The organism is Veillonella atypica KON, from assembly GCF_002959915.1.
Taxonomy (GTDB): domain Bacteria; phylum Bacillota; class Negativicutes; order Veillonellales; family Veillonellaceae; genus Veillonella; species Veillonella atypica.
In genome coordinates, this window is sequence record NZ_PPDE01000001.1 from 131,218 (window position 1) to 156,408 (window position 25,191).

Consider the following 25,191-nt stretch of genomic DNA (forward strand, 5'->3'; position numbering starts at 1 on the left):
ATCCTCATCTATATTACGGAGAAATTACATGAATGAATATATCGCCGCCTTGGTGGATGAATTCGCCCAATTAGGCATCACATATGCCGTGTTTAGCCCTGGTTCGCGCTCTACAACGATGGCCATGCTATTTATGGAACACGGTGCTTTTGAAACCTATATGAATATTGACGAAAGGTCCGCAGGATTTATGGCCTTAGGCATCGCAAAGGCCCATAGAAAGCCTGTAATTCTCGTGTGCACGTCGGGCTCAGCGGTAGCACATTATATGCCGGCTGTACTAGAAGCACAATATAGCGGTGTACCCTTGATTATTTTATCCGCAGATAGGCCTCACACATTGCAACATGTAGGGGCTCCACAAACGGTAGATCAACAAAAAATATTTGGTACAGCTGTTAATTATTACGAGGAATTGGCAGTACCACAACAGGAGCATTACTATACATATCCGCGCCTAGTAGCTCGTAAGGCTTATATGAAGTCTATGGATGTGAAAAGGGGGCCGGTGCATATTAATGTACCGCTCTTTGAGCCATTGGTACCGGAGTTAGATAGGAGACATTTTGAATGTGGCAGGCAACCATTTTCTGTTGTTCCGGCTGCTATTCAGCCAGGTGATGTATGCACTATCTATGACCTCCTTGCGAATAAAAAAGTGCTTATCTTAGCAGGGCCAAGTACGAATCTTGAGGATGCCGATGCCATTCTTGGTCTATCTAATATATTCCATGCGCCAATATTAGGTGATCCATTGTCCAATATGCGTCGTGTTTATGATGAACGAGTCATTACATCTTATGATGCATTGCTTTCACAAGAAGTGTATCGAGATACATTGCGACCAGATTGCATGTTACAAATTGGTCAGATGGTCGTATCTAAGCGCGTTCAGCAGTGGGTGGCATCCATGCAACATATCCCAATCATATCTGTTAGCCCTACAATGGACTATACAAACCCTGCAGGAAACACGACACTCTTTGTACAATCGACGCCACAAGGTTTGGTTGATGCACTGAATATGGAGATTCCTGAGCTTCATGCCATAGAAGATGAGGAATATGTAGAAGGTGCTTATGAGGAACTCGTTACAGAGGATAATGGCTATTTGGCTACGTGGATTGATGCAGACGGTGTAGGCTGTAAACAACTCGATACAGTAGCTAGGGAACAAGAGCTATTTGAAGGATATACGATTCATCTATTACAAGAATTGTTGCCGAAGAATAGCCAACTTGTGGTTGCCAACAGTATGAGCATTCGAGATATGGATTATTTCTGGTCTGGCAATCGTCATAGTGCTATTATCTATGGTAACCGTGGCGTTAACGGTATTGATGGTACCATTTCTACCGCCCTTGGCATCGCTACAAATGGCATGCCTACCGTATTGCTTACGGGAGACTTGACCTTCTTTCACGATTTGAATGGCCTCGCCGTGGCAAAAACGCACCCCTTAAATGTAACCATCATTGTTCACAATAATGATGGGGGTGGTATTTTTGAATATTTGCCGCAAAAGGGAACGCCGCATTTTGATTATTTATTTAGTACCGCACAAGGCCTAGACTATAGTGGCCTTGCGACACTATATGGTATCGACTTTGTATGTGTGTTGAGCAATGATGAATTGAAAAATGCGTTACAAAACTATGTTGGAACAGCAGGTGTTCACGTTATTGAAATCCCCACATCTAAAGAACGAAGTCGGGAATTACATGCGCTATATACGACGATTCCTACAAACAAGGAGGACCAACTATGAGCCAATATGCTTGCAGTATTATAGATAACTCCCTATTCAATCCAGCACTTCGCATGTATGTCGATCTTGGTGAGTATCGATATGGGGTGACGCTAGCTGGCGCCGGTAAACCTCTTGTGTGTTTACATGGTTTTTCTGAGTCTGGTTATACCTGGGATGGCATCGTTGTGCCAGGCTATCAACTTATCCGTATCGATACGATTGGACATGGGGATTCGGATATTCCAGAGGATGAGACTGCCTTTTCTATTCCTACTATGCTCAACGATTTACATACGGTAATTTCTGCCGTGGCTGGTGAAAGCTATTCTCTCATGGGATACTCCATGGGGGCACGATTAGCTTTACTATATGCTCTTGAGTATAGTTCTAAAATTGAAAACCTCATCTTAGAAAGTGGTTCTGTTGGCATTGAATCAGAGGTAGAGCGACAAGCGCGTAAAGCTGCTGATGAACAATTAGCACTAGCTATAGAAGATAATGATGGAGAGTGGTTTGCTACTAAATGGGCTAACATTTCTATTTTTGAAAGTCAACATCAGCTTTCACCAGTTGTACAAGATAAGTTGTTTCAACGTCGGTCCCATAATAGTCCTTATGCATTAGCGGCTACATTGCGTGGCTCGGGGCAAGGTGTAATGCCCTATGTGGGTCATCGCTTACAAGAATTATCCATGCCATCTTTATATATTAGTGGCGCACTAGATACAAAATATACTACAATAGGAGAAGAACTGTTTAGTAATGTACCAAACTGTGAACATGTCATCGTCAATGGGGCGGGACATAATGTACATTTAGAAAAGCCAGGCCCATTTATGACGGCCTTAGCAGATTTTTTATATAAGGAAAGGTAATATCCATGAGCAAATTTGATTGGAAAGTATTGGATCGTAATTATGAAGATGTAATTTACGAAACCTATAATGGTATTGCAAAAATCACGATTAATCGCCCAGAAGTGCGAAACGCATTTCGCCCTAAAACCGTAATTGAGCTTATTGATGCATTCACAATTGCTCGCGACGATGCAGACATCGGCGTTATTATATTGACTGGTGCTAACCACGGCCAAGGTGAAGATAAAGAGGCATTTTGCTCTGGCGGTGACCAACGTGTGCGCGGAAATGGTGGTTATGTAGGCGATGACAATATTCCTCGTCTTAACGTACTTGACTTGCAACATTTAATCCGCATCATTCCAAAACCTGTTATCGCTATGGTAAATGGTTTTGCCATCGGTGGTGGACATGTATTGCACATCGTATGCGACCTTACCATCGCTTCTGAAAATGCAAAATTCGGTCAAACAGGTCCTCGCGTAGGTTCCTTCGATGCTGGTTATGGTGCTGGCTACTTAGCACGCATGATTGGTCACAAACGCGCTCGTGAAGTATGGTTCCTTTGCCGTCAATACACGGCTGCGCAAGCTTATGAAATGGGCATGGTTAACTGCGTGGTACCATTCGACAAATTGGAAGAAGAAACAGTTCAATGGTGTAATGAAATTTTGGCATTGTCCCCAATGGCATTGCGTATGTTAAAAGCATCCTTCAACGCAGATACTGATGGCCTTGCAGGTTTACAACAATTTGCAGGCGATGCAACATTGATGTACTATACAACAGATGAAGCTAAAGAAGGCCGTGATGCGTTCAAAGAAAAACGCAAACCAGACTTCAAACAATTCCCTAAATTCCCTTAATCGGAATATGGTTATCAGTCCTTATGTATGGACCTGAACCCTTTACATAATAAGCAGTGCGCCTCTATATGAGGCGCCTTTCTTATACGTATATGTTTTATAGTATTATGGCTAGCTAAGAGGTGAGATGATGGAATGGTTACGATATGGAAAACAGTACTATCCGAATCGTATATGTATGAATAATTACACCTATCAGGATATATATAGTGCTGTTGTGAACGTGGCGACGCGATTACAAACACTGTCAGATATACGTATCGCTATAGTGTCGGATAACTCTGTAACAATGGCCGTTTATCTCTTGGCAGCCATGCTAGTCCGCAAAGAAGTACTCTTATTAAATGTTCATCTTACAGCGCGTGAAATAGAAAAACAGTTATGCCAGCTGCATATTACAACTGTGTTACACAGTGCTAAGCGATGTGGCCAAGTACCTAAATCGGTAACGTCTATGGAGTTCGAATCTATGGAGTCTATGTTGCATAATGGGGAAAAGGATATCTTTGATTGGATTGTTAATGATAATGATATAGCAGCTATCATGAATACCAGTGCTACAACGGGGCAGTTTAAATCAGTGCCACTTCGTTGGGGTCAAATTAAAGCGCATGTACAAGCATCACAAGAGGTGCTTGGTAGGTCTGAACAGGACAATTGGCTCATGGTATTGCCCTTATTTCATGTGAGTGGATTATCCATCTTGATGCGATCACTCTACAATGGAACCGCAATGACAATCATGGAATCCTATGATGAAGAACAAGTGCTGCAATGTATTCATGATGGGCGCATTAATATGATGTCTTTGGTGCCTACCATCTTAAAGAAGTTAGAACCGCGTATTACTCACCATCAATTGCGTGTCATCTTATTGGGCGGTGAGTTTATACCGCGGCCTCTAGTTGATGCATGTGTGGCGAAACAACTTCCGATTTATAAAACATATGGCATGACAGAAACCTTTAGTCAAAGCGTGACCATGCCTGTATTATCAAATCTAAATAAACTCGATTCGGTAGGTAAACCCTTGCCGAGGATGACCGTACATATCGTAAATCCTGATGTCGATGGGGTCGGGGAAATCCATTTGAATGGGCCCATGGTTATGAGTGGTTATATCAATCGCGAGCCGATTCATGGCGATTTTAATACCGATGATATGGGTTATGTCGATGAAGATGGGTTTTTATACATCTTAAATCGCCGTACAGATTTGATTATTTCTGGAGGCGAGAATATCTATCCGAAGGAAATTGAAGATACTGTGTATGCTATGCAAGGTGTGAAGGAATGTGCGGTTATTCCTGTAGCCGATACGAAATGGGGGCAGGTGCCCGCACTATTTGTTGCTTTTGATGATATAGATGCATTAGGTACCGATTTGAAAATGATCGTGCGAGACTATATTTCTAGTAAGCTAGCCAAATACAAGGTGCCTAAATACATTACAATTATGGATGCATTGCCACGTAATGGGACAGGTAAGATTATGCGTAAGTCGTTGGCCTCCCATCTCGATATGACTGCGTCAAATGGAGGTTCTCATGAATGATGTATTGAACTTTAAATCCATAACGACGTATCGTGTGGCTTTGCCGTTAAAGTTTGAATTTAAAACGGCTAAGGGTACTGTTCGTGTTCGTGAAAGTATCATCGTTCGTATCGAAGATCAACAAGGCTATGTTGGATACGGGGAGTGTGTCGCTTTCACAGACCCTTTTTATACGGCGGAAACTGTTGATTCCGCATGGAAACAATTGGTGGATACCTATATTCTAGAGTTGCGCTTGATGCGGCCAAAACCATTAATGGCCTATATTCGGCAGTTACAATTTTGGTTAAAGCGCGATAATATGCCCATGACGATAGCAGGCCTTGAAAATGCTTTAATTAATCTAGATTGCAATCGAAAAGGCGTGAATTCTGTGTCGTATATCATGGGGCAGTCTTTAGAATCAACTATTTCCAATGGCATCGTCATTGGTGACGTGTCCATGGATGAACTATTAGGTATCGTGGAACAGCATGTAGCCAATGGTTGTAAACGAATTAAACTCAAGGTATCGCCTCGTGATGGTTATGAACGGACCCGACTTGTGCGTGATGCTTATCCAGAATTAGCCTTAGCTGTTGATGCTAATCAAAGTTATACCTATGACCAGCTGGATATGATGGCTGCCTATAATGATTTGAATTTACTATGCATAGAGGAACCCTTTAGCATGACGAATTTGACTACCTATAAAGCGTGGAAGGAATCGTTGCCTAATTGGCCTATTACGACCTCTATTTGTTTAGATGAGTCGATTTTATCCTATGATGACTTATCTTATGCAATCGAGTATAGATTAATCGATGTACTCAATGTGAAAGTAGGTCGTCTTGGGGGCTTGATACAGACGCGAGCCGCTATTTTACGATGCCGCGAAGCAGGTATTCCCTACTGGATTGGTAGTATGGTTGAATCAGGAATCTCAAAGATATTACATGTTCAACTTGCTGCCTTAGGTGATACCTATATGGCAGGGGATTTATCCGATTCTAGTCGCTATTTTGAACATGACCTTATCAATCCAGCAATTTTATTTACCGATGGGTCCATGCAGGTGCCTAATGGTGCTGGTCTTGGCGTTGATGTATTGGATAATCGTATTGAAGAATATACAGTGGAGAAACGAACACTATGACAATGATAGACGCATTACAAATCGATTGTGTAGAGCTAACTGGACCTACCAGTGGGCAAGGGGTGATGCATTTAACTAGTTATCATGCGCAGCCACAAGGCTATCTCAATGGCGGAGCTACCTTGGCCTTTGGTGAAATTTTATCAGGGATGCTCAGCAATCAACTGATTCGAGATGATCAATTTGCTGTAGGTCAATCGGTAACCGCAAATCACATGCGACCTATGAAAGCAGAAGGCGATTTGATTGCTAAAGGACAGCTACTCTTACAAGGGAAAACATCTCATGTGTGGCGCTTTGATATGTATGATGAAAGCCATCGCTTGATATCTCAGGTTACCGTAACCTGTGCGATAGTACCTAAAAATCGATAAGAAAAAAAAGACCTCTTTTTGTAAGCTGATACGGAAAAGAGGTAGATGATAGCAAAATTCGACTTTGGCCCTGCGAAGCCCGAAGGGCGTAGACAGACCTGGCCGGTGGAGAGTTTTGCTATCATCTACCTCTACAAACGTATTTGCTACGAAAGAGGTCTTTATTTTCTTGTGATTTTATAGAGTGCTTCGATATCTGGGATATCATAGATAGCCCAAGTTCCGTCACCGATGTGCTTCATAAGTACTCGGATGGGAGCTGTTTGGTTTGTTTTTGTATTGTGAATCGTTACGGTTACTGTGGCAGTATCGCCATCATCTTCAGAGGTAATGTTCTTGATTTCCAAATGGCGTTGTTTAAATAATTCACCTCGTTGGATGCGGTCTACCATAGAAAACGTATTGGATGTATCTTCGCTTTCAACATCTGAATCACTACTATTTTGCGATTTGAAACTATCTGGATCCTCTACATATTTACGAATTACATCATCAAGAAGGGCTGGTCCAAATGTTTTGGTTGCTGCCACAGCGGCCTTGCCTAATGGTGAGGATGTATCCACATAGGTGTTGCCCTCGCGGGTAACGATATTTTTAACCAATGATGTTGTATCGATGTGCTCCAATACCGTGTCCGCATCTTTGTTTTCAACGGCTTCACGGATAGTTTGGAACGTATAGACTGGTGTATGAGGAATATACCATAAGAAATACCACATAGCGCTCAGTGCAGCTATGATGGCAATAATAATTGCTATTGTTAATGTTTTTGATCTCATAATGTTGCTCCGATGTATATAATACATATATTTTAACACATAAATTTCTCCTTCTCTATAGTTGTCAGCGCTTTAGATTATAGGTATAATAAAGTGTATTCATTTTATATTCATCATTAAAGTGAATGTGTAAGAGAGGAGTTAGAAATGAAAGATAAATTAATACTAAAAGCTCTGGTTTGCAGTGCTTTTATGTGCAGTCTAAGTGTGGGAACGATGGCTGCAGATGTGAGCATGGATGTAAAAGCTGGGGATACTGAACAAAGTAGCTGGATGGATCGTACGGACATCGGTATTGGTTTACAAGGGTCTCAGAAAGATTCTTATCATGATTATGCAATGCCTAATAAACAAATGACTGATAATAATCTAAGCTATGATACACGATTCCATTATCATAATCATAATTCTAAGCAGAAAATGAACGCAAAGTATTTTATAGAAACATTGCAACCTATAAAAAAATATGGCAAAAATGTCAAATCTATGGTGTTTGTACAAGGGCGCTTAGATGTTAATGGTGGCGAAAAAGTTTCCACTACTACATATTGGAATGGGTCGGACGCAGATCTTGGAAGAATTGACGGTCAAGGAACTTATATTGATAAAGGTGAAGTAGTAGAACATGATACTCTTGGTGTTGTCGGTACTGCTGGTATTGGCTATCGTCGTCTTAGTACACATGAGCATGCCTACGTCGGTGCCAATGTATTCTATGACTATGCTTTTAAGGATAAATTTTCTCGTGTTAGTGCAGGATTAGAATATGTAGCTGGTCTAAATACGATTAGTGTCAATGTATACCATGGACTATCAGAGAAAAAGGTAGGGCCTTATGACATTAACACACCTTTGCGTCAAGTACCACGGGCAATAATATTCCATGATAGCTTTAGTACACCACCTGATGGTATTCGTAGAACACCCCGATATTCTTATGAACATGTATTGGATGGCTTTGATATACGGTATACACGAGATTATAAGAATGCCCGTTGGCTATCTAGTTATGTGGAAGGATATCATTGGAAAACAAAAGCACCAGGAGAACATCCAGCAGAGATGTACTATATTGACCAACATAAGTGGCAATCCATACATGGGCTAAAGGTAGGCGCTAAAATGAATGTGACGCCTCATATCTCTGTAGACTTAGGAATTGGTAAAAGCAATATTAGTTCTGTAGAACCTTATGTATCTGTTATGTATACTTTAGGTAAGTCTAGATATGCGTACTTTGGTGGTAAACATAGTGAAAATGTGATGACTTCGGCACGTTCTAAGATGTTTGATAAGGTTAAACGCAGTGATATGAAGGTTGAGTATTATTGGGAACAAGACTTGCGTGACGGTCCTTGGGATCATTTATAATTAGTATCATATCTGTAGAAATACTGTATAATAATTAATTTAATATAGTTATATTTGAATTGACACCTAAAGTTCCCTTGTAGAATTTTAGGTGCCAATTTTATTTCTGTAATTTGGGGATATAATCTGGAGTATATTGAAGTATACTGAATATAAATGGCTATTATATACGATTTTTGATGTATAATTCTTATTTCTATATATTTTGGAGAAATTCATCAAAAAATTAGAAAAAAGTACTTGCATTATATTAGTGGCTCATGTTAATATATACGAGTAGTCAACGAGAGTTGATACGCGGCCCCGTGGTGTAGCGGTTAACATGTCGCCCTGTCACGGCGAAGATCGTCAGTTCAAATCTGATCGGGGTCGCCATTTTTTTTTACAAAAAACATGCCTCGGTAGCTCAGTCGGTAGAGCAACGGACTGAAAATCCGTGTGTCGACAGTTCGATTCTGTCCTGAGGCACCATTTTTGTATTCCACGCGGTTGTGGTGGAATGGCAGACACGCCATCTTGAGGGGGTGGTGAGCGTACGCTCGTGAGGGTTCAAGTCCCTCCAACCGCACCAAATATAAGGACCTACAGTTCACTGTAGGTCCTTCTTTTATATCTGTATGAGCAGAGTTTTATGGGAGAGATATGATTAAAAAAAGTATTGCCTTATGCATGCTTTCGCTAGCATTGTCTTGTCAATCTAGTTTGGCTGTATCAGTAGAAAATCAAAGTCAGACGTCAAGTATTACAATCAAAAGTAATACAAAATCTGAAGATTCTTTAAAGTCAGAGGTTGTTGAAGTTATTCCTGGTGCTTTTAAAAGAGTCGGGACGGGCAATTCAAAAACACCAAGAAAGCTTTCAGCAGAAGAAATTGAGTTATTGAAAGCACAAAGTCAGAAACGAGCTAAACAACGATTATTAGAACTACAAAAGTCAGATATGAAAGTGGAGTATCAGATTTTTGATCCCCTTTATAATGATCGAGATGAAAAGGCACTCAAACAAATCACACGTTACAATACGTTAGAAACAAATAAGCAAGGCTATGGATATGGCAGTAGAGATAAACCATTACGTATCGTAAGTCCTTATATGAGAAAAAATGGACACGGGGAAATTAAATTAACGAACCCAGTTAATATTCCATCCTACAGAACGCGTGCAGATAAGAATAAAGCAAGTGATAAAGAATTTAAAGCCTTTCTAGAAAAGAATAAAGGGAAATCTTATGATCTGTATACGGCTAGAACTAAAGAGGAGATAAAAGAATCAATAGAGGCATTTTTTAAGCCCATAGAGTTAATTGAGTATCCTATTAATAATCCTAAGGATTATAAGCTAGTTGCTACGATTCCAGGGTTTCCTAAACAAATACCTAGCTTTGCAAAGAATATTCATCTGCATAGTAATCCTCCGTTCTTGCAAGGCGGTTCATATGTACAACTGGCTTTTGGTGGTACACCAGATCAATTGAAGCCTTATATTGATGAGGCAAGAACAGATTCTAAAGTTGTTATTTCGAAATCTGATCTATCCAATGTATATGTAAAAAACTATGTTGATTCAAATATGGAATATGCAGATACTTTGAAAACCTTACTGCCCACATTGATAGTTATTGTAGAAAATACAACAGTACCTATGGGCAAATATGTACAAAATCAAGTGGAAAATCCTATTGAGAAATCTGTTGATGAAATGTATGCATTACAGAATCAAGTGTTGGCTGAATTTAATAAGATTAAGATTGATGGTGAGGATAGCGAAGCTAAGTATAAACGTTATGTAGAAACGCGCAAGAGAGTAGAGGCTGAGCGAGATAGATTAAAACCTAAACCGACGGATACGGTAGGTTTAGGTAAGAAGAAATATCCTATTTATACAGAGTCGGAGAATCGAAAACTACAGAAACAATATTTACATAGATTCTCTTTTAATGAAGATTCGGTAGAAATACCTGATGATTATGTAATATATTTATTTGATTTTGGTGGTAATTGGAATCATCCATATGCGTTAGGCGCAGCGGTGAGCCCTGAGAAAAATTATATTATTTATTTCTGTCAGCGCGGTTAATTGTAGGTCTAATATTGTAATTAGCTGATTTAATCTCTTTACAAATGACAATTGTTAAACTAAAAATAAATTATTGACATAAATTATTTTAAAATATAAAATAATTGTAGACATACTGGCGTGTCAAAAAGGGATTAGAGAGTTCAGCCAGATACAATATGATATAGTTCGAGAGATCTATATACAAATTAAGACATGTTACGAGAGAGACGAGAGAAGAGTAACATGTCTTTTTTGTATGCCTAAAAATAGATGATAGCTCACTTTTTACTCATAAAAATATTTTCATTTTACACTTAATTATTTGATAAATATACTTAAAAATAAATAAAATATTGACATTAGAATTATAAACAGATATATTGATGGTGATATTCATTTTCGTAAATAGAGATAGAGAAAATAATTTAACAACTATAGTGTGAGAGCTTTAGGAGGGAACTTTCAAATGAATAAGGTGTATCGAGTTGTTTTTAATGTCAAAAAAGGATGCTACACAAGACACTCAATTACAAGAACTTCGTGCAGAAATTGCTGCATTAAAAGCAAGCATGACAAAATAATATAGATGATATTGTAAATCTGTAGACAATTACCTCCTAATATATTACATTGAGTATAAATATATAATTTATAAGAGGTGATGTTTTGAAATATTTACGTCGTGAATTAAACCAAGTAGAAAAGGAATATTTAAAACAATTTGGCGAAGATTCCTTAAATCGTGTTATCCTTCATGATCCTAATACAAAGGACAAGCAAGAGGTTCAAGATACGATTGATATTTTAAAAGAAGCGATAGCAAAAAACAAACCTCTAGAACAAGTACCAGAGGATATGTGGAAGCTTATTGAATTCTAATGTAAAAGACACATTGCAAATTATAGCAATGTGTCTTTTGTGTTATAGATTATACAGTTCTGGTTTACGGTCCCTGAATATATTGATTTTATTGCGAATGTCTTCGACAACATCGAAATCAATATTCGCAGAAGCAATACCCTCCTCAGTATTCATTTCTAATAGATTTGTACCCCATGGATCATATACGGCGGAGTGTCCCGTACTTTGGACGCGACCAACCGTGCCACAGCCGTTTACAGCACACACGAATAATTGATTCTCTATGGAGCGTACTTCATTAAGTACTTGCCAGTGTCGTAGGCGCATAGTAGGCCATTGAGCTGGCACAAATAGCAATTCTGTATTCGGTAATGCTGCCATGCGCACTAATTCTGGAAAGCGGATATCGTAGCAAATAACGGTGCTACACGGAATGCCATCTAACTCAAAATGTGTGGTGTGCGTACCGCCTGCGAAGTATTGATCTTCTTTCGCTGGACTAAATCCATGCATTTTAGAGTACTCTCCAACGAGAGTGCCTTCTCGGTTATAAGCATAGGATGTATTGAACACAACATCATTTTTGGCAACTGCTACAGAGCCACCTACGATGTTTACGTTATGCTCTTTCGCAAATGCACTTAATAATGATTGAGTTCGCTCTCCGTTTCTATCAGCGATGTTGATTAACTCTTTTGATGGATAGAACCCGGTATTCCAAGTTTCTGGTAATACGATAATATCTGGATGTTCAGAAAGTGATTGAGAGAGTAATTCCTGAACACGAGTATAGTTATATTCTACGTCATTTACATGGACGTCCATTTGAATAATAGTTAGGCGTTTTTTCATAGTACATCCTTTATTTGGTGAAATGGTATCGTTTATGTGAAATATATTATAATTAAAATATTAAAACATTATTGAGTAGATTACAATCACGGGTAAACAATTCGCTAGTTTTTACTATTCTCCTTATAAATGATATAATATAAGTTATTAAATTGTGTCTATATAAAGGGGGACCTATGAAACGATTTTCATTGGTAGTGCTTTTCACAATTGTAATTGCTACAGCGTTAGCAGGATGTGGAATGCTTTCACAGCAAACGACAGAAAATGAAACTAAAACGCCACCTACACAACAGGTTACGATGGTACATCCGTCGGGAGTTCCGGTACTCATGTATCACAAGATTGGCGATGATAAAGAGAATGATGCGGTTATCCGCGAGGATTTATTCCGTCAGCAAATGAAGTTTCTCAAGGATAATGGATACCATCCGTTGACGATGGATCAATTATACGATTATGTAGTTAATGGTGCAGCGGTACCTGAAAAGCCTGTGGTACTAACCTTTGATGATGGTTATGCAGATACATACTCTATCGTGTATCCATTGATGAAAGAATATGGTTTTGCTGCTACTGTATTTGTTAATCCAGGCGATGTAGGAACGCGGCTTACATGGGAACAGCTAAAAGAAATGAAAGACAATGGTATAACTATTTCTAATCATGGATTCCAACATGTGGAAATGGGCCAACTTTCAAAAGCCGAACAAATGGAAAATATTCAAAAAGCACAACAAGCGTTAGCTGATAAGTTAGGAATTACAGATAACCCTTGGTTCTGTTATCCCTATGGGGACAAAAATAAGGATACAGATGCTGCCACAAAAGACAGTGGTATAAAGATGGCAATGGCTATGAAGTCCGGTTGGGCTCATACAGGGGATAATCCATACAATATTTTACGTGTTTGGGTTGGTAATGCCGTAGACATCAAGCATTTTGAAGAACGAATTAGCACTGAACATTACAGTGATTTATAAGGAGATATACATTGTTTAAAAAGAATTGGGTAAAGTTCATCATTATGGTGTTCTTATTTACCGCAGTCACATCACCATTCGTTGTATTGTTTGGACCATTTAATAATGTAAAACGTGCCGTAATTGGTGCTATCTTACAATCTCGTCATCCTCAATACATTACATGGTTATTCAGCAACGATGAATTGCAATCTATTTTGGGGACAGTAGGCGTTGTAAAGAGTCAAGATTTGTTTAAATTTAATGCTCGCGAAGATAAAGACTTAAAATTGGAAAAAATTGAGTCTTCTCGTTATGTAGGGTACGTGCTTGAAATTCCAGATCCTCGTCGTATCCAAGTTGCGACAGCTGCAAACATTCAAGAAAAAGGGGATACTACAAGTAATATTGCTAAAATGAATGGTGCCGTAGCGGCTATCAATGGCGGTGGCTTTCACGATCCTAATGGTACTGGTACAGGCCGCTTGCCATATGGCTTTATCCTTCACGAAGGGGATTATATCATCGGTAAGGATGTAGGGCCTGATGAATCTGTTGATTTTGTAGGTTTCTCTAAATCTGGCAACCTCATTGCGGGCAACTATGATAAAACTGAATTAGCTGATATGGAAGCTATGGAAGGTATTACCTTTGGGCCACCTCTTATCGTAGATGGTAAGAAGATGATCACCGATGGCGATGGCGGTTGGGGCGTAGGTCCTCGTACGGCCATAGGTCAACGTAAGGATGGTACTGTGTTGTTCGTTGTAATCGACGGTCGTCAACCAGGTTATTCCTTGGGTGCTACCTTGCGTGATGTGCAAGATGTACTTTATGAAAAGGGCGCATACATTGCGGCTAACCTCGATGGTGGCTCTAGCTCTACATTGTATTTAAATGGCAAAGTTGTAAATAAACCAGCCGATTTGTTAGGGGAACGGATGATTCCTACGGCGTTTATCGTGAAATAGGAGGAACAATGAAACCTTTTACGCGTGTACTGAGCGCCTTTGCGGTAGGTATTCTACTGCAAGGAGGGGTGTATCTGTACCTTGATCAATATATGTTTGCACCGACTACAGAATTTAACGTCTCTGGTGCGTCTAAGGATGACACGAAAAACTTCCCTGACGTAAAGGAGGGACGTAAATACGTATCTTATGACCATCAATTTATGGCTGTTGTTACAGATGAATCTCTTCGGATTTATAAGGCTGGTGAAAGCAAGCCTACAACGGTTAGTTTGAACGGTCGCTCCATTAGCTATTTTGACTGGATGCCAGATCGTAACTACGCAATTATGGGCCTGTATACGGACAACAAGGTTGTTATGGCCCGACTCAATGCAGATGATCCGGAACACGAAGTAGATACAGAACTTGAAGATGTACCAAAGGGAAGTCGCATTGTTGATGCGGCATATTCCGAAGCGACAAATGTGGTGTACATGAAGGTGAAAGTTCGTGAAGGTGCATACCGGATTTACAGAACTGATGCGAACTATGATACGCGTCGCGTTTACATGCAAGCTACGGACATTGGTCGTATTGCTGTATTCTATGATGAAGATAATTTCTTCTATGATAATGCTAAAACTGGCGACATCTTCATGTTTAATGGTATCGAAGGTGGTTGGCGTGTTATCAATCCACCTGGACGATTCCGTTTGCTTGGTGTAGATACTAGCAAGACCATCTATATCGCTCGTGTCGATGAAGATAATAATGTATTAACTGTATACTCTGGTAAATTAGGCGTAGGATTTAAACCTATTTATAAATATAATAATCCGACTACCTTGTCTGAAGTAACTATGAATGCGGTGAAAGAAATTATTGCCAATGGCAGTGATGATACGACCAAAGTAACAGAAGATAACGATAAATCATCTAAAGACTCTAGCTCTAAGAAAAAGAATTAATATAAAGCCTTTATAATCGCAGGTTATAAAGGCTTTATTTATAAAATTATTTAGTTTTATACGACATAATTCAAGTTGAACTCATATATATTTCGTTATAATCGGTATATGAGTATACGAGATGATGATTTAACGGGCGACGATAATACATGAGAAAGGCGGTTGTCTATGAATATATTGTTTGTACGGCTCAGTTATATTGGTGATATACTGCATGCCACAGCCGCCGCAAGGTGGATAAAGCAACAGTATCCGGATGCAAAATTACATTGGATTGTTACACCTAGCATGGCTGAACTATTAGAACATAATCCCTATGTTGATCATATAATTCCTTGGGAACGGGATGAATATGAGGCTCATTCAAAAAAATTACACCTTCGTACCATGTGGAATATGTGGTGGGATTTACGAAAACGTTTAAAGCCTTATCACTTCGATATAGCTGTTGATGTACAAGGCCGGCTTATTACGGGGCTTGTACTATTGGCATCTGGTGCACCTATACGGTTAGGATTAGGGGGTACTAAAGAACTGAATTGGTTATTTACTAATTACAAATCGAAGAATCGGTCAAAGCATGTTATAGAGCAATATCTTGATGTAGCTAAATTACTGCCAGGTGCATTAAACACAGAGACTATCCCTGTTGAGACTAAGAATATGAATCTAATGGATCTCATTGTGACAGCTGATGAGCAACAACGAGCTAAATTCGAAGTGGAAACGGCGTTTGCAGAAAAAGATAGACCATTGATAGGTTTAGTTTTAGGTTCATCATGGCAGACTAAGTCCTGGCCTTATGAAAAGTGGCAACAACTAATTGATTCCCTGTCCTATAGAAGCAATTTTATATGCTTGGGTGGACCAAAAGAAGCACAAGAGTTTGAAGAATTGATGCAACATGTAGAGAAAGAGAATTTGCCAGTTTACAATAAATTAGGTAAGACTACTTTACGTGAAATGGCGGCTCTTCTTGGTGAATGTGAGGTGGTAGTGGCCTGTGATACGGGTGCACTACATATGGCCGTGGCTCTACAACGCCCTGTAATAGCTTTATTTGGCCCTACAAACCCCGCAGAGTGGGGACCTCTGACTGGAACCTATAAAGTGCTACAAAATCATGATATGGAGTGCTTAGGATGCCGTAAACGAAAATGTCCGAAGGGAAAAGCGTACTGTATGTCTGGTATTGATCCAGTTATGGTGAAGGAACATATTATTGAATTATTAGGTGTAAAGAATTAGACTTAAATAAGAGTGATAATATATAAAGTTAGTTAGAATACGCATTATGTTGGTCGTCTAACTAGTAGAATAGGAGTATATAATGGCAAAGTTTAAAATTCAAAAAGGCTTATCAGACGCAGAAATGATGAAGCAATGGGGTGGAAATGATAACTTTGAAGAAACTATGATGCAGGCGGAACGCAATGCAGCGAAACCTGTGATTCATCAAAGTCCTAAGCAAACACAAGATGCATTTTATCGTGAATTTTTAACTGAGAAGGTGGAAACACTTATCGGTAAGATGCTGTTAGACATTAAAATGGAGTATTTTAAAGAGGGCGAAGGGGCATTCTCTATCCAAGTAAAACGAGATGGCAAGAATATTGTTCTTGAAACAGCACCTAAAAAGGTGAAATAAATAGTATATTTGAAATAGAAAATGTATATTCATGAATATTAGATTACCTTTGTCAGTCATCAAAAAAAGTGATAACAAGATCTGTAAATCAAGATAATTCGTTGTACTACATCAATAAATACTGATATACTTTCGTACATAAATAAAAATTATAACGATATGAGGATTAGTTTGCTTTTACATTCTCATTAACATACTCATTTGGTAATGATTAAAAATGCAAGATAAAATCTAGCATAACGAGAGTTTTTGGTGATTTTTTTTACACTTTCATATCAAAAATGCATGCTTTTTGATGATAAATAAGCATAATATACTTGTTGACAAAGAATTTTAGAAGTAGTCTAATATAAGTATGTTCCGATAATTCCTAGCACATTTTACCTACATAAGTAGGAACTATAGGAATTGTTGATAAATAGGTATGAGATAGTCATTGAGTGTATGTATAAAATTACATCACCTTACTATTTCGAATTGGAGGATTAACATGGCTAAAAAATTAAGAATCTGTGAAACCGTTCTTCGTGACGGTCATCAATCTATTTTGGCAACTCGCATGCGTTACGAACAAATGGAACCAGTGCTTGGCCTTTTAGATGAAATCGGTTATGAAGCTCTTGAATGTTGGGGCGGCGCTACTTATGATAGCTGTCTTCGTTTCTTGAACGAAGATCCATGGGAACGTCTTCGCAAATTAAAAGCTAATGTAAAAAATACACCACTACAAATGTTACTTCGTGGTCAAAACTTGTTGGGCTACAAACATTACTCTGATGATGTAGTGGAAGCATTCTGTAAAGCTGCTGTAAAAAATGGTATCGACCGTATCCGTATTTTCGACGCATTGAACGACCCTCGTAACATGGAAGCTGCTATTAAATATTCCAAAAAAGCAGGCGCACACGTTCAATCCGCTATGGTATACACTATTTCTCCAGTTCATACAACTGAAAGCTTCTTGAAAGTTGCTGAAACTTTGGTTGAAATGGGTACTGATTCTCTTTGCATTAAAGATATGTCCGGTTTGTTAGGACCTGCTGATGCATTCGATTTAGTTTCTACTTTCAAAAAACGTTTTGGTGAATTGCCAATCGACTTGCACAGCCATTTCACTTGCGGTCTTGCAAGCACTACATACTGGGAAGCTGCTAAAGCTGGTGTAGATATCATCGATACTGCTATCTCCCCATTCGCTCATGCAACTAGCCAACCAGCTACTGAAACTATGATCGAAATGTTCAAAGGCACTGAATGGGATCTTGGTCTTGACCTTGATAAATACATTCCATTAGTTGATCATTTCCGTAAAGTAAAACAACAAATCGCTGAAGAATTCAACTTGAAACCAGCTAGCGATGTAATCCCAGCTGTTCGTCGTTACCAAATTCCTGGCGGTATGTTGTCCAATACTCAAAACCAATTGAACGAAATGGGTATGGGCGATCGCTTCTTCGACGTAATGGATGAAATGCCACGCGTTCGTGAAGACTTGGGTTACCCTCCATTGGTAACTCCAACATCCCAAATCGTTGGTACAATGGCTATGATGAACGTTATGATGGGCGACCGTTATAAAATGGTTCCTAACGAAGTTAAAGATCTTGTACGCGGTAAATATGGTGCATTGCCTGGTAAAATTTCTGACGAAATTCGTCACACTATCATTGACGATGAAGAACCTATCACTTGCCGTCCAGCAGATCTTATTGAACCTGAATTGGCAGGCTACACTGAAGATTTGAACTCTAAAGGTTACAAAAACATCACTGAAGAAGACGTATTAACATACGCTATGTTCCCAGAAGTTGCAATTAACTTCTTCGAAGCTAACCGTCGTTAATCTTAATATTAACAGCTCTACCTTTTTGGTAGGGCTGTTTTTATGTTTATACGAATTTTATATTTTCTCTTGCTAATCATGAGTAAAATAGCGTACACTATAAGGAGTATCTACTAATTATGATATTGAGGTAATCCTGTGAATTTACAAATTAGAATTTGGATATCCAATGTTGTTCTATTTGTAGTTCCTATATTAATTGCAATTATTCTATTTTTGTTATATTTTTCAGGACTACGCATTTTAGCGAATGCCGGATACTATTTGCGTATCGAGCAAGAACAACAGTTTAAAAGTGTTAGCCGTGTGGCTGAGACTATTACCTTTTATGGTATAGACAATGGTTTAATGGATTCTCTTGTTAAACCAAGCTATAGTTTGTTAGACCCTAATGAGGTGTATGTAGAAATTCTCGATCAGGGAAAGGTTCTGTATTCTTACGGTACACAACAGATTTACAATGAATCTGCTATCGTTGGCTTGATTGATGTAAATCCTGAGTTACAAGGGATTGTCTATCAGTCAAATCATACCTTTGTGTACGAAATGCGTAAGAATGAAGGACGTCATGCATATCTATATCACATAGCTATTAAACGAGCTGTGCATGGTAGTGATAGCTTGATGGAGACCGTTTCGTTCTACATTAGCATTGTTGCATTACTTTTGTTTATAGTTACATTTTTTGCGATCAACCGATTTGTAACGAAGTTCATTATGATTCACGTCCGCAATATGACGGAATCATTACGAGCTGCTAATTACCAAATCGAAATGGAGCAGGAGCAACAAAAAGAATTGCTTGCAGGTATCTCTCATGATATCCGTACTCCATTAACTGCAATTAAGGCCTATGCAGAAGGCGTTCGGGATGGTATCGCGCCAACCGAAGAGCAACAAAAACGCTACATGGGAATCATTTTGAAGCGCGCTAATGATCTAGATTCTATGTTGGAGGAATTGTTCCTTATTACAACATTGAACTATAAAAAGGAATCTAGACCATCAGAGAAAATAGAATTAGGGAAATACGTACAAGGTTTTGTAGAAGATCATATAGAACATTATAAGTCTAGAGGTCTTGAACTGAGCCAACGTGTTACAGTTAAGGATGCTACTATTATGGCGAATCCGCAGTTATTACAGCGGGTTTTGCAAAATATTTTAAATAATAGTGCAAAATATAAGATGGCAGATATAGGACATAGTGTTATTGATGTCACCGAAGATGAAAGTCATGTGTACTGTGTGGTAAGTGATGATGGCCCTGGGGTTCCGCCAGAGTCACTTGACCGACTTATGCGTCCGTTTTATCGAGTTGATTCGTCCCGCACTAATCCACAGGAGGGGAGTGGACTTGGTCTTTCGATTATTAGACGTATTATGGAAATTTTCGAAGGTCGTGTAGTGATAGAAAATATTAGACCACATGGACTTAGAATTATTTTAGAGTTCCCGAAAAAAGGAGAAAATCATGAGTGAACATATTCTAATAATTGAAGACGATATTGATATTGCTAATATTGAGCGTGATTATTTGATGGTTGCTGGTTATGACGTAACTGTTATGAATAATGGTACTGATGGTATTGAAGCTGCTTTGAATACGCCAGTAGATTTAATTATTTTGGACGTTATGTTGCCAGAAATGGACGGCTTTGAAGTGTGTCGCGCCATTCGTGATAAAGTGCGCGTACCAATCGTGATGGTAACTGCACGCCTCGATGATATTGATAAAATCCGTGGCCTTGGCGTAGGTGCTGATGATTACATCGAAAAACCATTCTCTCCATCTGTATTGATTGCAAAAATTAAGGCTATGTTAGCACAATATAAACGACTTACTGAAAAAGATGTTGTTGATACAAATGCTATTCAATCCGGTGATATTCGCCTTGATCCTAAGATGATGAAAGTTTGGGTAAATGACAAAGAAGTTCATCTTAAGAAAAAAGAATTCCAATTATTAGAATTTCTTATGCGTAACCGCGATATCGTATTTTCTAAAGAAGAATTATATTCCCGTGTATGGGGGTTAGATTCTTATGGTGATTATGCAACAGTAGCTGTTCACATTAATCGTTTGCGTGAAGAAATCGAAGAAAATCCATCTGATAGTAAACATATCATTACAGTTTGGGGCGTAGGTTACAAGTTTGTATAAAAAGCATAGATAAATTCACTTTTAGTTCATGGATTGATGAGCTGTTGATGTTATATATGTTTTTAGGGGCTATCTTATAGAGAAATAATCGAAGTTTTATATATTTTTTATATACTATGCTTTATTTTTTAGAGATTTTGTGTATACTATAACTGTAAGGATTATTATGAAGATATACGGAAAAGATACACTTAACTTCTCTCTCTTAATAAGTTCTCTCTCAACTTTTCCGTCTTCATATATAACTCTCTCTCACAGTCCTTACACTCTCAAACTATATGCAAAAGAGGTATTCATTAGTTAATGCTAATGAATACCTCTTTTGTTTTCTTGCTTTTTTACATATTATTTAGAAATGGTAGAAATTGTTGTATTGCAAATCTAAGGAATAAGACCTATAATGAGTGTGGATTAATTGTATGCAATTAAAATAGGAGACAGTATATGAATATAAAACATTATAAAAAACAGATTATAGCATGTGCTATTGCACTATGCGTAGGTGTAGGAGGAGGTTATTATTTCTTTGGTACACCAGCAGGTACGGAACAGAGTGTTGTGACAAATCAAACTAAGCAAACAAAACCGTTGACTGAAGCTCGTAATACCTATGTTGTACAAGCGGCTAAAAAATCGGGCCCCGCCATAGTGGGTATTACAACACAAGTATTCCAAAAGGATATTTTTAATCGTACCATTTATGCAGGTGAAGGCGTTGGTTCAGGTGTTTTAATAGATAATGAAGGTCATATTGTAACGAATAACCACGTTGTATCCGGTGCTAGCAATGGTGAGGTTACAGTTTCGCTGTCTGATGGTACTACCGTTAAAGGTACTGTTATGGGCACTGATGAACAATCTGATTTAGCTGTCGTAAAGATAGACCCACCTAAAAATATTCAACCTGTTGTTATAGGTGACTCCGATTCTTTACAGGTAGGTGAACCAGCAATTGCCATTGGTAACCCACTAGGTCTGGAATTTAAAGGTTCTGTTACATCTGGTGTAATTAGTGCTTTAGCTCGTACCATTGATGATCAAGGACAACGTTTCCCATTGATTCAAACTGATGCTGCTATTAATCCAGGAAACTCTGGTGGTGCATTGCTAAATGCTGATGGTGAGTTAATAGGCATTAATAGCTCTAAAATTTCTAAAGAGGGTGTAGAAGGAATGGGCTTTGCCATTCCTATTAATTCTGCAAAACCTATAATTGATTCTATCATTAAAAACGGTAAGGTCATTCGTCCATATTTAGGCGTATGGGCTGTAGATCGGCAAACAGCGGCTCGTAATAATGTAAGCTATGAAGGAGAAGGCCTTCTTATTGTACAATTGGATTCTACCGGTCCTGTGGCTCGAGCTGGTATTGTAGAAGGTGATACGATTGCTCAAATCGATGGTAAGAATGTAAGTACATTAATCGAATTGAAAGAGCAAATTGACGCCAAGAGCCCTGGCGACACTATTTTAGTATCCTATACTCATAATGGTAAAATGAAAAGTACTCAAGTTACATTAGGGCAATCCTCGTCTAACTAATAGTTTTAGAAATAGAAAAATTATATATAAAATCCTTTCGACTGGTGGAACTCTAGATATTATCTGCATTTTCCAGCACGTTGAAAGGATTTTTTATTTCTTGAATTGTCAAGTCAAATGCAACTCTACTGAATGATAAACCTCGTATGGAGTTTTCCAATTTAAGCATTTGCGCGGCCTAAGATTTATTTCTTTCATTTTTGCTTCAACATAGCTATCTGATTGATTAATATCCACAGTTTTCGGGAAATATTCTCTAAGCAATCCATTGGTGTTTTCGTTTGTTCCTCTTTGCCAAGGATGATGTGGAAATGGAAAATAAAATTCTACTAAATTCAACTCCTGACTAATTTCTGCATGTTTAGAAAACTCTTTCCCTCTATCTGGAGTTATTGTTTCTAGAGGTTGATTTTTTAAAAGCTTAATCATCGCTTGTTTGACTAAAAATGCATTCTTTTTTGCAATTTTTTTACATAGCAGATACCTACTTTTTCGATCAGTTAATGTTACTAAGCAAGCCTTACCAGTCTGCCCCATAAGTGTATCAGCCTCCCAATCACCTAATCGTTCTCGATTATTTGCAGGAGCTGGTCTATCTGTAATTAAATTACTAATTTGAATTTTTCCACGTCTTTCTTCATAATTTTTTGTATGACGACTTTTACCACGATGTCGTAGTTTGCGAACAACTCCTCTATTTCCATGTGATAATTCTTTTTCATCAAAACGACCATTATATATTTCCCTGTAAATTGTATTGTAACTAATAGTGAAGCTTGAATTTTCAAATTTCAATCGAGAGGAGATCTGTTCCGGAGACCATTGATGTCTAAAAAATAAATTCTTTACACATTCATATAGACTTGGATTATCTAGCTTTTTTCTTGGTTTACAATTAAAGCGTCTATTTTTATATCTGTCATGGGCTTCACAAGGTATGTACTCGCCATTTTGACTATTTCTTTTGATTTCTCTTGATATAGACGATTTATTTTTCCCAAGTAAAATTGAAATTTCTGTTTGATTTTTTCCTATATCAATAAAATGTTTTAGAATTTCGCGCTCTTTTAGTGTAAAATGAGTATAATGATTCATGGCTCCTCCTGATTTTTAGATGTCTTTGCAAACACTATTTTATCAGAAAGCCATGAATCTTTTTTAGTTGCACTTAGATTATAAATTCAAGTTTATAAAAAGTTTTTTACAAGGTACCTTGCAATTCGAGGTACCTTGTGTTATTATGTATTTGTCAGTACATGATAGTGACCGTAAGAGAGCTTTCACATTGGCAAGTAGGCACAGCCTAAAGGGAGGAACTATGCAAGTTCAATTAAAAAAAGGTGTTATGGATATGTTGGTGCTAGCATTATTAACACAGCAGGATCGCTATGGATATGAAATTGTAAGCACTATTTCGGAATACATAGAAATTTCTGAAGGAACGATATATCCATTATTTAATAGATTGAAAAAAGAAAAGTATGTTGAAACGTATTTGAAAGAGTCGTCCACAGGGCCATCTCGAAAATATTATCACATCACGGCAAACGGCCGTGCAGCATACAATCAGATGCGCCAAGAATGGGATGAATTTTCTGGTGTCATCAATATCCTGTTGAAAGGAGTCGACTATAATGGACAAAAATAGCTTTTTAGAGGCATTGCGCAATATTTTTAAAAAGGCGCACGTTGCCGATGTAGAGAGTATTATAGAGGTTTATGAGGAACACTTTGCTGTAGGCCATGAAAAAGGCCTTACAGATGATGAAATTATTAAATCCTTGGGGACTCCAGAGGAAATTTATGCATCCTATGTAGATGCTGGAATTATTACAGATACGTTAAATGAGGATGGTAATACAAGTAAATCTGTAAATATGCAAGAAATCTATGCTAGATTTGATGAGTATAAAGAACGCTTATTACCACAACTGCCGGGAATGGCAAAAAAGGCATCGAAGACATTAGTTGCTATTGGCAGTGCGTTAGCCTATATTGTAGGCGTACTTATATTGGTAATTACGCCAGCTATTTTATATTTATTAGGTAGCTCATGGCAACCATTTGAAAATGTAACCGCATTTCCTGCGTTATCTATGATAACTTTAGTTGCACTCGCAGGTGTAGGCCTTTTTGGTGGCCTTACATGTATATTTATCGGTGCTGAACTTCGTGGTGTACGCGAACGTTATTTCAGCAATGTAGATTAAGGAGGACCTATGAGACGAATTATAATTGCTGCCATTCTAACTGTAATCAGTGCTGTAGGGGTAGGTACATCCTTTGCTGTAAATGATTTACCAAATTTTGGTGAATGGATGAAAACCAATGAACAACAGTTTAGAAAACCACATAGACATGATGGTTCTAATATGCATATGGACCAACATATGATGGATGGAAATAATCAAATGATGCCTCAAGATGGTATGGGACCAAATAATGGTCAACATATGTACCAAAATTGTCAAAACCAAATGATGCCTCAAGGTCAACCTGGCCAAATGCCTCAAGGGGGTCAACCAAATGGTAATGCGCCTCAACCACCTGTGGAACAAGGTGCACCACAGACTACTCAAAATCTATAGTATTCTATTGATTCTTTTCTCTCACAACACTTTTAGAGCGCGTGGTCATGAAAGTGCATTCATGG

The 25,191-nt window shown here is 38.3% G+C and carries 24 protein-coding genes and 3 tRNA genes; 24 read left to right on the plus strand and 3 right to left on the minus strand.

Translation table 11 applies throughout. The features are described from left to right. The first annotated feature begins 28 nt into the window (after window positions 1-28). The 6 genes from menD to VAHSUH02_RS00680 all read left to right on the plus strand — a co-directional run bounded on the left by menD (window position 29) and on the right by VAHSUH02_RS00680 (window position 6,537). Window positions 29-1,768 (plus strand): 2-succinyl-5-enolpyruvyl-6-hydroxy-3-cyclohexene-1-carboxylic-acid synthase, encoded by a 1,740-nt coding sequence (gene menD, locus VAHSUH02_RS00655; protein ID WP_005382160.1) that lies wholly within the window; start codon window positions 29-31, stop codon window positions 1,766-1,768. Then, the gene (gene menH, locus VAHSUH02_RS00660; protein ID WP_005377726.1) at window positions 1,765-2,625 is read left to right on the plus strand and encodes a 2-succinyl-6-hydroxy-2,4-cyclohexadiene-1-carboxylate synthase; all 861 of its coding nucleotides are present in this window, start codon (window positions 1,765-1,767) and stop codon (window positions 2,623-2,625) included. Before menD ends, menH begins: the two co-directional genes overlap by 4 nt. A gap of 5 nt (window positions 2,626-2,630) precedes the next feature. Further along, window positions 2,631-3,473 (plus strand): 1,4-dihydroxy-2-naphthoyl-CoA synthase, encoded by an 843-nt coding sequence (gene menB / locus VAHSUH02_RS00665; RefSeq protein WP_005382165.1) that lies wholly within the window; start codon window positions 2,631-2,633, stop codon window positions 3,471-3,473. A gap of 127 nt (window positions 3,474-3,600) precedes the next feature. After that, the gene (menE, locus tag VAHSUH02_RS00670) at window positions 3,601-5,028 is read left to right on the plus strand and encodes an o-succinylbenzoate--CoA ligase (RefSeq protein ID WP_038148439.1); all 1,428 of its coding nucleotides are present in this window, start codon (window positions 3,601-3,603) and stop codon (window positions 5,026-5,028) included. After that, a complete protein-coding gene (menC, locus tag VAHSUH02_RS00675) occupies window positions 5,021-6,163 on the plus strand; it encodes an o-succinylbenzoate synthase (RefSeq protein ID WP_038148441.1) in 1,143 nt (380 codons plus the stop codon). The genes menE and menC overlap by 8 nt, the downstream gene beginning before the upstream one ends. Next, window positions 6,160-6,537: a PaaI family thioesterase gene (locus tag VAHSUH02_RS00680; protein WP_005382168.1), complete on the plus strand. Its 378-nt coding sequence runs from the start codon at window positions 6,160-6,162 to the stop codon at window positions 6,535-6,537. Before menC ends, VAHSUH02_RS00680 begins: the two co-directional genes overlap by 4 nt. A gap of 161 nt (window positions 6,538-6,698) precedes the next feature. Here the strand turns inward: VAHSUH02_RS00680 and VAHSUH02_RS00685 are convergent, their stop codons facing one another. Further along, window positions 6,699-7,316 carry a DUF2939 domain-containing protein gene (locus tag VAHSUH02_RS00685; RefSeq protein WP_005382170.1) on the minus strand — a complete coding sequence of 206 codons (618 nt, stop codon included), beginning with the start codon at window positions 7,314-7,316 and terminating at the stop codon, window positions 6,699-6,701. Between the two features lie 147 nt (window positions 7,317-7,463). Between VAHSUH02_RS00685 and VAHSUH02_RS00690 the strand changes: the two genes are divergently transcribed. The 6 genes from VAHSUH02_RS00690 (at window position 7,464) to VAHSUH02_RS00720 (ending at window position 11,624) form a co-directional block, all read left to right on the plus strand. Next, window positions 7,464-8,687, plus strand: coding sequence for an inverse autotransporter beta domain-containing protein (locus VAHSUH02_RS00690; protein ID WP_005382171.1), 1,224 nt, complete (start codon window positions 7,464-7,466; stop codon window positions 8,685-8,687). Window positions 8,688-8,986: 299 nt separating this feature from the next. Further along, a tRNA-Asp gene (locus VAHSUH02_RS00695) sits at window positions 8,987-9,062 on the plus strand. 20 nt (window positions 9,063-9,082) lie between these two features. Then, window positions 9,083-9,158, plus strand: a tRNA-Phe gene (locus VAHSUH02_RS00700). A 14-nt stretch (window positions 9,159-9,172) separates the two neighbouring features. Next, window positions 9,173-9,258, plus strand: a tRNA-Leu gene (locus VAHSUH02_RS00705). Window positions 9,259-9,329: 71 nt separating this feature from the next. Further along, window positions 9,330-10,763: a hypothetical protein gene (locus tag VAHSUH02_RS00710; RefSeq protein WP_005382173.1), complete on the plus strand. Its 1,434-nt coding sequence runs from the start codon at window positions 9,330-9,332 to the stop codon at window positions 10,761-10,763. Window positions 10,764-11,411: 648 nt separating this feature from the next. Then, complete coding sequence (locus VAHSUH02_RS00720) at window positions 11,412-11,624, plus strand: hypothetical protein (protein ID WP_005380157.1); 213 nt, start codon at window positions 11,412-11,414, stop codon at window positions 11,622-11,624. A gap of 42 nt (window positions 11,625-11,666) precedes the next feature. Here VAHSUH02_RS00720 and VAHSUH02_RS00725 read toward each other — a convergent pair whose 3' ends face one another. Then, window positions 11,667-12,458 carry a carbon-nitrogen family hydrolase gene (locus VAHSUH02_RS00725; RefSeq protein ID WP_005382175.1) on the minus strand — a complete coding sequence of 264 codons (792 nt, stop codon included), beginning with the start codon at window positions 12,456-12,458 and terminating at the stop codon, window positions 11,667-11,669. 176 nt (window positions 12,459-12,634) lie between these two features. On the opposite strand from VAHSUH02_RS00725, the gene VAHSUH02_RS00730 reads away from it, so the two are divergent. From VAHSUH02_RS00730 to VAHSUH02_RS00770, 9 genes are all read left to right on the plus strand, one after another. Then, the gene (locus VAHSUH02_RS00730) at window positions 12,635-13,441 is read left to right on the plus strand and encodes a polysaccharide deacetylase family protein (protein ID WP_105112022.1); all 807 of its coding nucleotides are present in this window, start codon (window positions 12,635-12,637) and stop codon (window positions 13,439-13,441) included. 11 nt (window positions 13,442-13,452) lie between these two features. After that, entirely contained in the window at window positions 13,453-14,391 is a 939-nt protein-coding gene (locus tag VAHSUH02_RS00735; RefSeq protein ID WP_038148444.1) for a phosphodiester glycosidase family protein, read from the plus strand. A gap of 8 nt (window positions 14,392-14,399) precedes the next feature. Further along, window positions 14,400-15,341 (plus strand): hypothetical protein, encoded by a 942-nt coding sequence (locus VAHSUH02_RS00740; RefSeq protein WP_005382182.1) that lies wholly within the window; start codon window positions 14,400-14,402, stop codon window positions 15,339-15,341. Between the two features lie 168 nt (window positions 15,342-15,509). After that, window positions 15,510-16,589, plus strand: a complete 1,080-nt coding sequence (gene waaF, locus VAHSUH02_RS00745) for a lipopolysaccharide heptosyltransferase II (RefSeq protein ID WP_005382184.1) — start codon at window positions 15,510-15,512, stop codon at window positions 16,587-16,589. Between the two features lie 82 nt (window positions 16,590-16,671). Further along, a complete protein-coding gene (locus tag VAHSUH02_RS00750) occupies window positions 16,672-16,989 on the plus strand; it encodes a hypothetical protein (RefSeq protein WP_005382186.1) in 318 nt (105 codons plus the stop codon). Between the two features lie 490 nt (window positions 16,990-17,479). After that, on the plus strand, window positions 17,480-18,832 hold the full coding sequence (locus tag VAHSUH02_RS00755; RefSeq protein ID WP_005380179.1) for a pyruvate carboxylase subunit B: 1,353 nt from the start codon (window positions 17,480-17,482) through the stop codon (window positions 18,830-18,832). Between the two features lie 138 nt (window positions 18,833-18,970). Then, a complete protein-coding gene (locus VAHSUH02_RS00760; protein ID WP_005377717.1) occupies window positions 18,971-20,314 on the plus strand; it encodes a sensor histidine kinase in 1,344 nt (447 codons plus the stop codon). Then, window positions 20,307-20,996: a response regulator transcription factor gene (locus VAHSUH02_RS00765; protein WP_005377711.1), complete on the plus strand. Its 690-nt coding sequence runs from the start codon at window positions 20,307-20,309 to the stop codon at window positions 20,994-20,996. Before VAHSUH02_RS00760 ends, VAHSUH02_RS00765 begins: the two co-directional genes overlap by 8 nt. A 444-nt stretch (window positions 20,997-21,440) precedes the next feature. Further along, window positions 21,441-22,538, plus strand: coding sequence for a S1C family serine protease (locus VAHSUH02_RS00770; protein ID WP_005382188.1), 1,098 nt, complete (start codon window positions 21,441-21,443; stop codon window positions 22,536-22,538). A gap of 108 nt (window positions 22,539-22,646) precedes the next feature. On the opposite strand, the gene VAHSUH02_RS00775 is transcribed toward VAHSUH02_RS00770, so the two are convergent. After that, window positions 22,647-23,633, minus strand: a complete 987-nt coding sequence (locus tag VAHSUH02_RS00775) for an IS30 family transposase (RefSeq protein WP_005382195.1) — start codon at window positions 23,631-23,633, stop codon at window positions 22,647-22,649. Window positions 23,634-23,856: 223 nt separating this feature from the next. Here VAHSUH02_RS00775 and VAHSUH02_RS00780 point away from each other — a divergent pair, with 223 nt between their 5' ends. From VAHSUH02_RS00780 to VAHSUH02_RS00790, 3 genes are read left to right on the plus strand one after another with little or no spacing between them, the layout of a single operon-like run. Then, window positions 23,857-24,186 (plus strand): PadR family transcriptional regulator, encoded by a 330-nt coding sequence (locus tag VAHSUH02_RS00780; protein ID WP_038124780.1) that lies wholly within the window; start codon window positions 23,857-23,859, stop codon window positions 24,184-24,186. Continuing rightward, a complete protein-coding gene (locus VAHSUH02_RS00785; protein ID WP_005382199.1) occupies window positions 24,173-24,748 on the plus strand; it encodes a DUF1700 domain-containing protein in 576 nt (191 codons plus the stop codon). The genes VAHSUH02_RS00780 and VAHSUH02_RS00785 overlap by 14 nt, the downstream gene beginning before the upstream one ends. A 9-nt stretch (window positions 24,749-24,757) precedes the next feature. Next, a complete protein-coding gene (locus VAHSUH02_RS00790; protein WP_005380198.1) occupies window positions 24,758-25,126 on the plus strand; it encodes a hypothetical protein in 369 nt (122 codons plus the stop codon). Window positions 25,127-25,191 lie beyond the last annotated feature (65 nt).

Bases quoted from the DNA above. Each gene is read 5' to 3' on its own strand.
- menD (WP_005382160.1), top strand. From the start codon at position 29: ATGAATGAATATATCGCCGCCTTGGTGGATGAATTCGCCCAATTAGGC.
- menH (WP_005377726.1), top strand. From the start codon at position 1,765: ATGAGCCAATATGCTTGCAGTATTATAGATAACTCCCTATTCAATCCA.
- menB (WP_005382165.1), top strand. From the start codon at position 2,631: ATGAGCAAATTTGATTGGAAAGTATTGGATCGTAATTATGAAGATGTA.
- menE (WP_038148439.1), top strand. From the start codon at position 3,601: ATGATGGAATGGTTACGATATGGAAAACAGTACTATCCGAATCGTATA.
- menC (WP_038148441.1), top strand. From the start codon at position 5,021: ATGAATGATGTATTGAACTTTAAATCCATAACGACGTATCGTGTGGCT.
- VAHSUH02_RS00680 (WP_005382168.1), top strand. From the start codon at position 6,160: ATGACAATGATAGACGCATTACAAATCGATTGTGTAGAGCTAACTGGA.
- VAHSUH02_RS00685 (WP_005382170.1), bottom strand. From the start codon at position 7,316: ATGAGATCAAAAACATTAACAATAGCAATTATTATTGCCATCATAGCT.
- VAHSUH02_RS00690 (WP_005382171.1), top strand. From the start codon at position 7,464: ATGAAAGATAAATTAATACTAAAAGCTCTGGTTTGCAGTGCTTTTATG.
- VAHSUH02_RS00710 (WP_005382173.1), top strand. From the start codon at position 9,330: ATGATTAAAAAAAGTATTGCCTTATGCATGCTTTCGCTAGCATTGTCT.
- VAHSUH02_RS00725 (WP_005382175.1), bottom strand. From the start codon at position 12,458: ATGAAAAAACGCCTAACTATTATTCAAATGGACGTCCATGTAAATGAC.
- VAHSUH02_RS00730 (WP_105112022.1), top strand. From the start codon at position 12,635: ATGAAACGATTTTCATTGGTAGTGCTTTTCACAATTGTAATTGCTACA.
- VAHSUH02_RS00740 (WP_005382182.1), top strand. From the start codon at position 14,400: ATGAAACCTTTTACGCGTGTACTGAGCGCCTTTGCGGTAGGTATTCTA.
- waaF (WP_005382184.1), top strand. From the start codon at position 15,510: ATGAATATATTGTTTGTACGGCTCAGTTATATTGGTGATATACTGCAT.
- VAHSUH02_RS00750 (WP_005382186.1), top strand. From the start codon at position 16,672: ATGGCAAAGTTTAAAATTCAAAAAGGCTTATCAGACGCAGAAATGATG.
- VAHSUH02_RS00755 (WP_005380179.1), top strand. From the start codon at position 17,480: ATGGCTAAAAAATTAAGAATCTGTGAAACCGTTCTTCGTGACGGTCAT.
- VAHSUH02_RS00765 (WP_005377711.1), top strand. From the start codon at position 20,307: ATGAGTGAACATATTCTAATAATTGAAGACGATATTGATATTGCTAAT.
- VAHSUH02_RS00770 (WP_005382188.1), top strand. From the start codon at position 21,441: ATGAATATAAAACATTATAAAAAACAGATTATAGCATGTGCTATTGCA.
- VAHSUH02_RS00775 (WP_005382195.1), bottom strand. From the start codon at position 23,633: ATGAATCATTATACTCATTTTACACTAAAAGAGCGCGAAATTCTAAAA.
- VAHSUH02_RS00780 (WP_038124780.1), top strand. From the start codon at position 23,857: ATGCAAGTTCAATTAAAAAAAGGTGTTATGGATATGTTGGTGCTAGCA.
- VAHSUH02_RS00785 (WP_005382199.1), top strand. From the start codon at position 24,173: ATGGACAAAAATAGCTTTTTAGAGGCATTGCGCAATATTTTTAAAAAG.
- VAHSUH02_RS00790 (WP_005380198.1), top strand. From the start codon at position 24,758: ATGAGACGAATTATAATTGCTGCCATTCTAACTGTAATCAGTGCTGTA.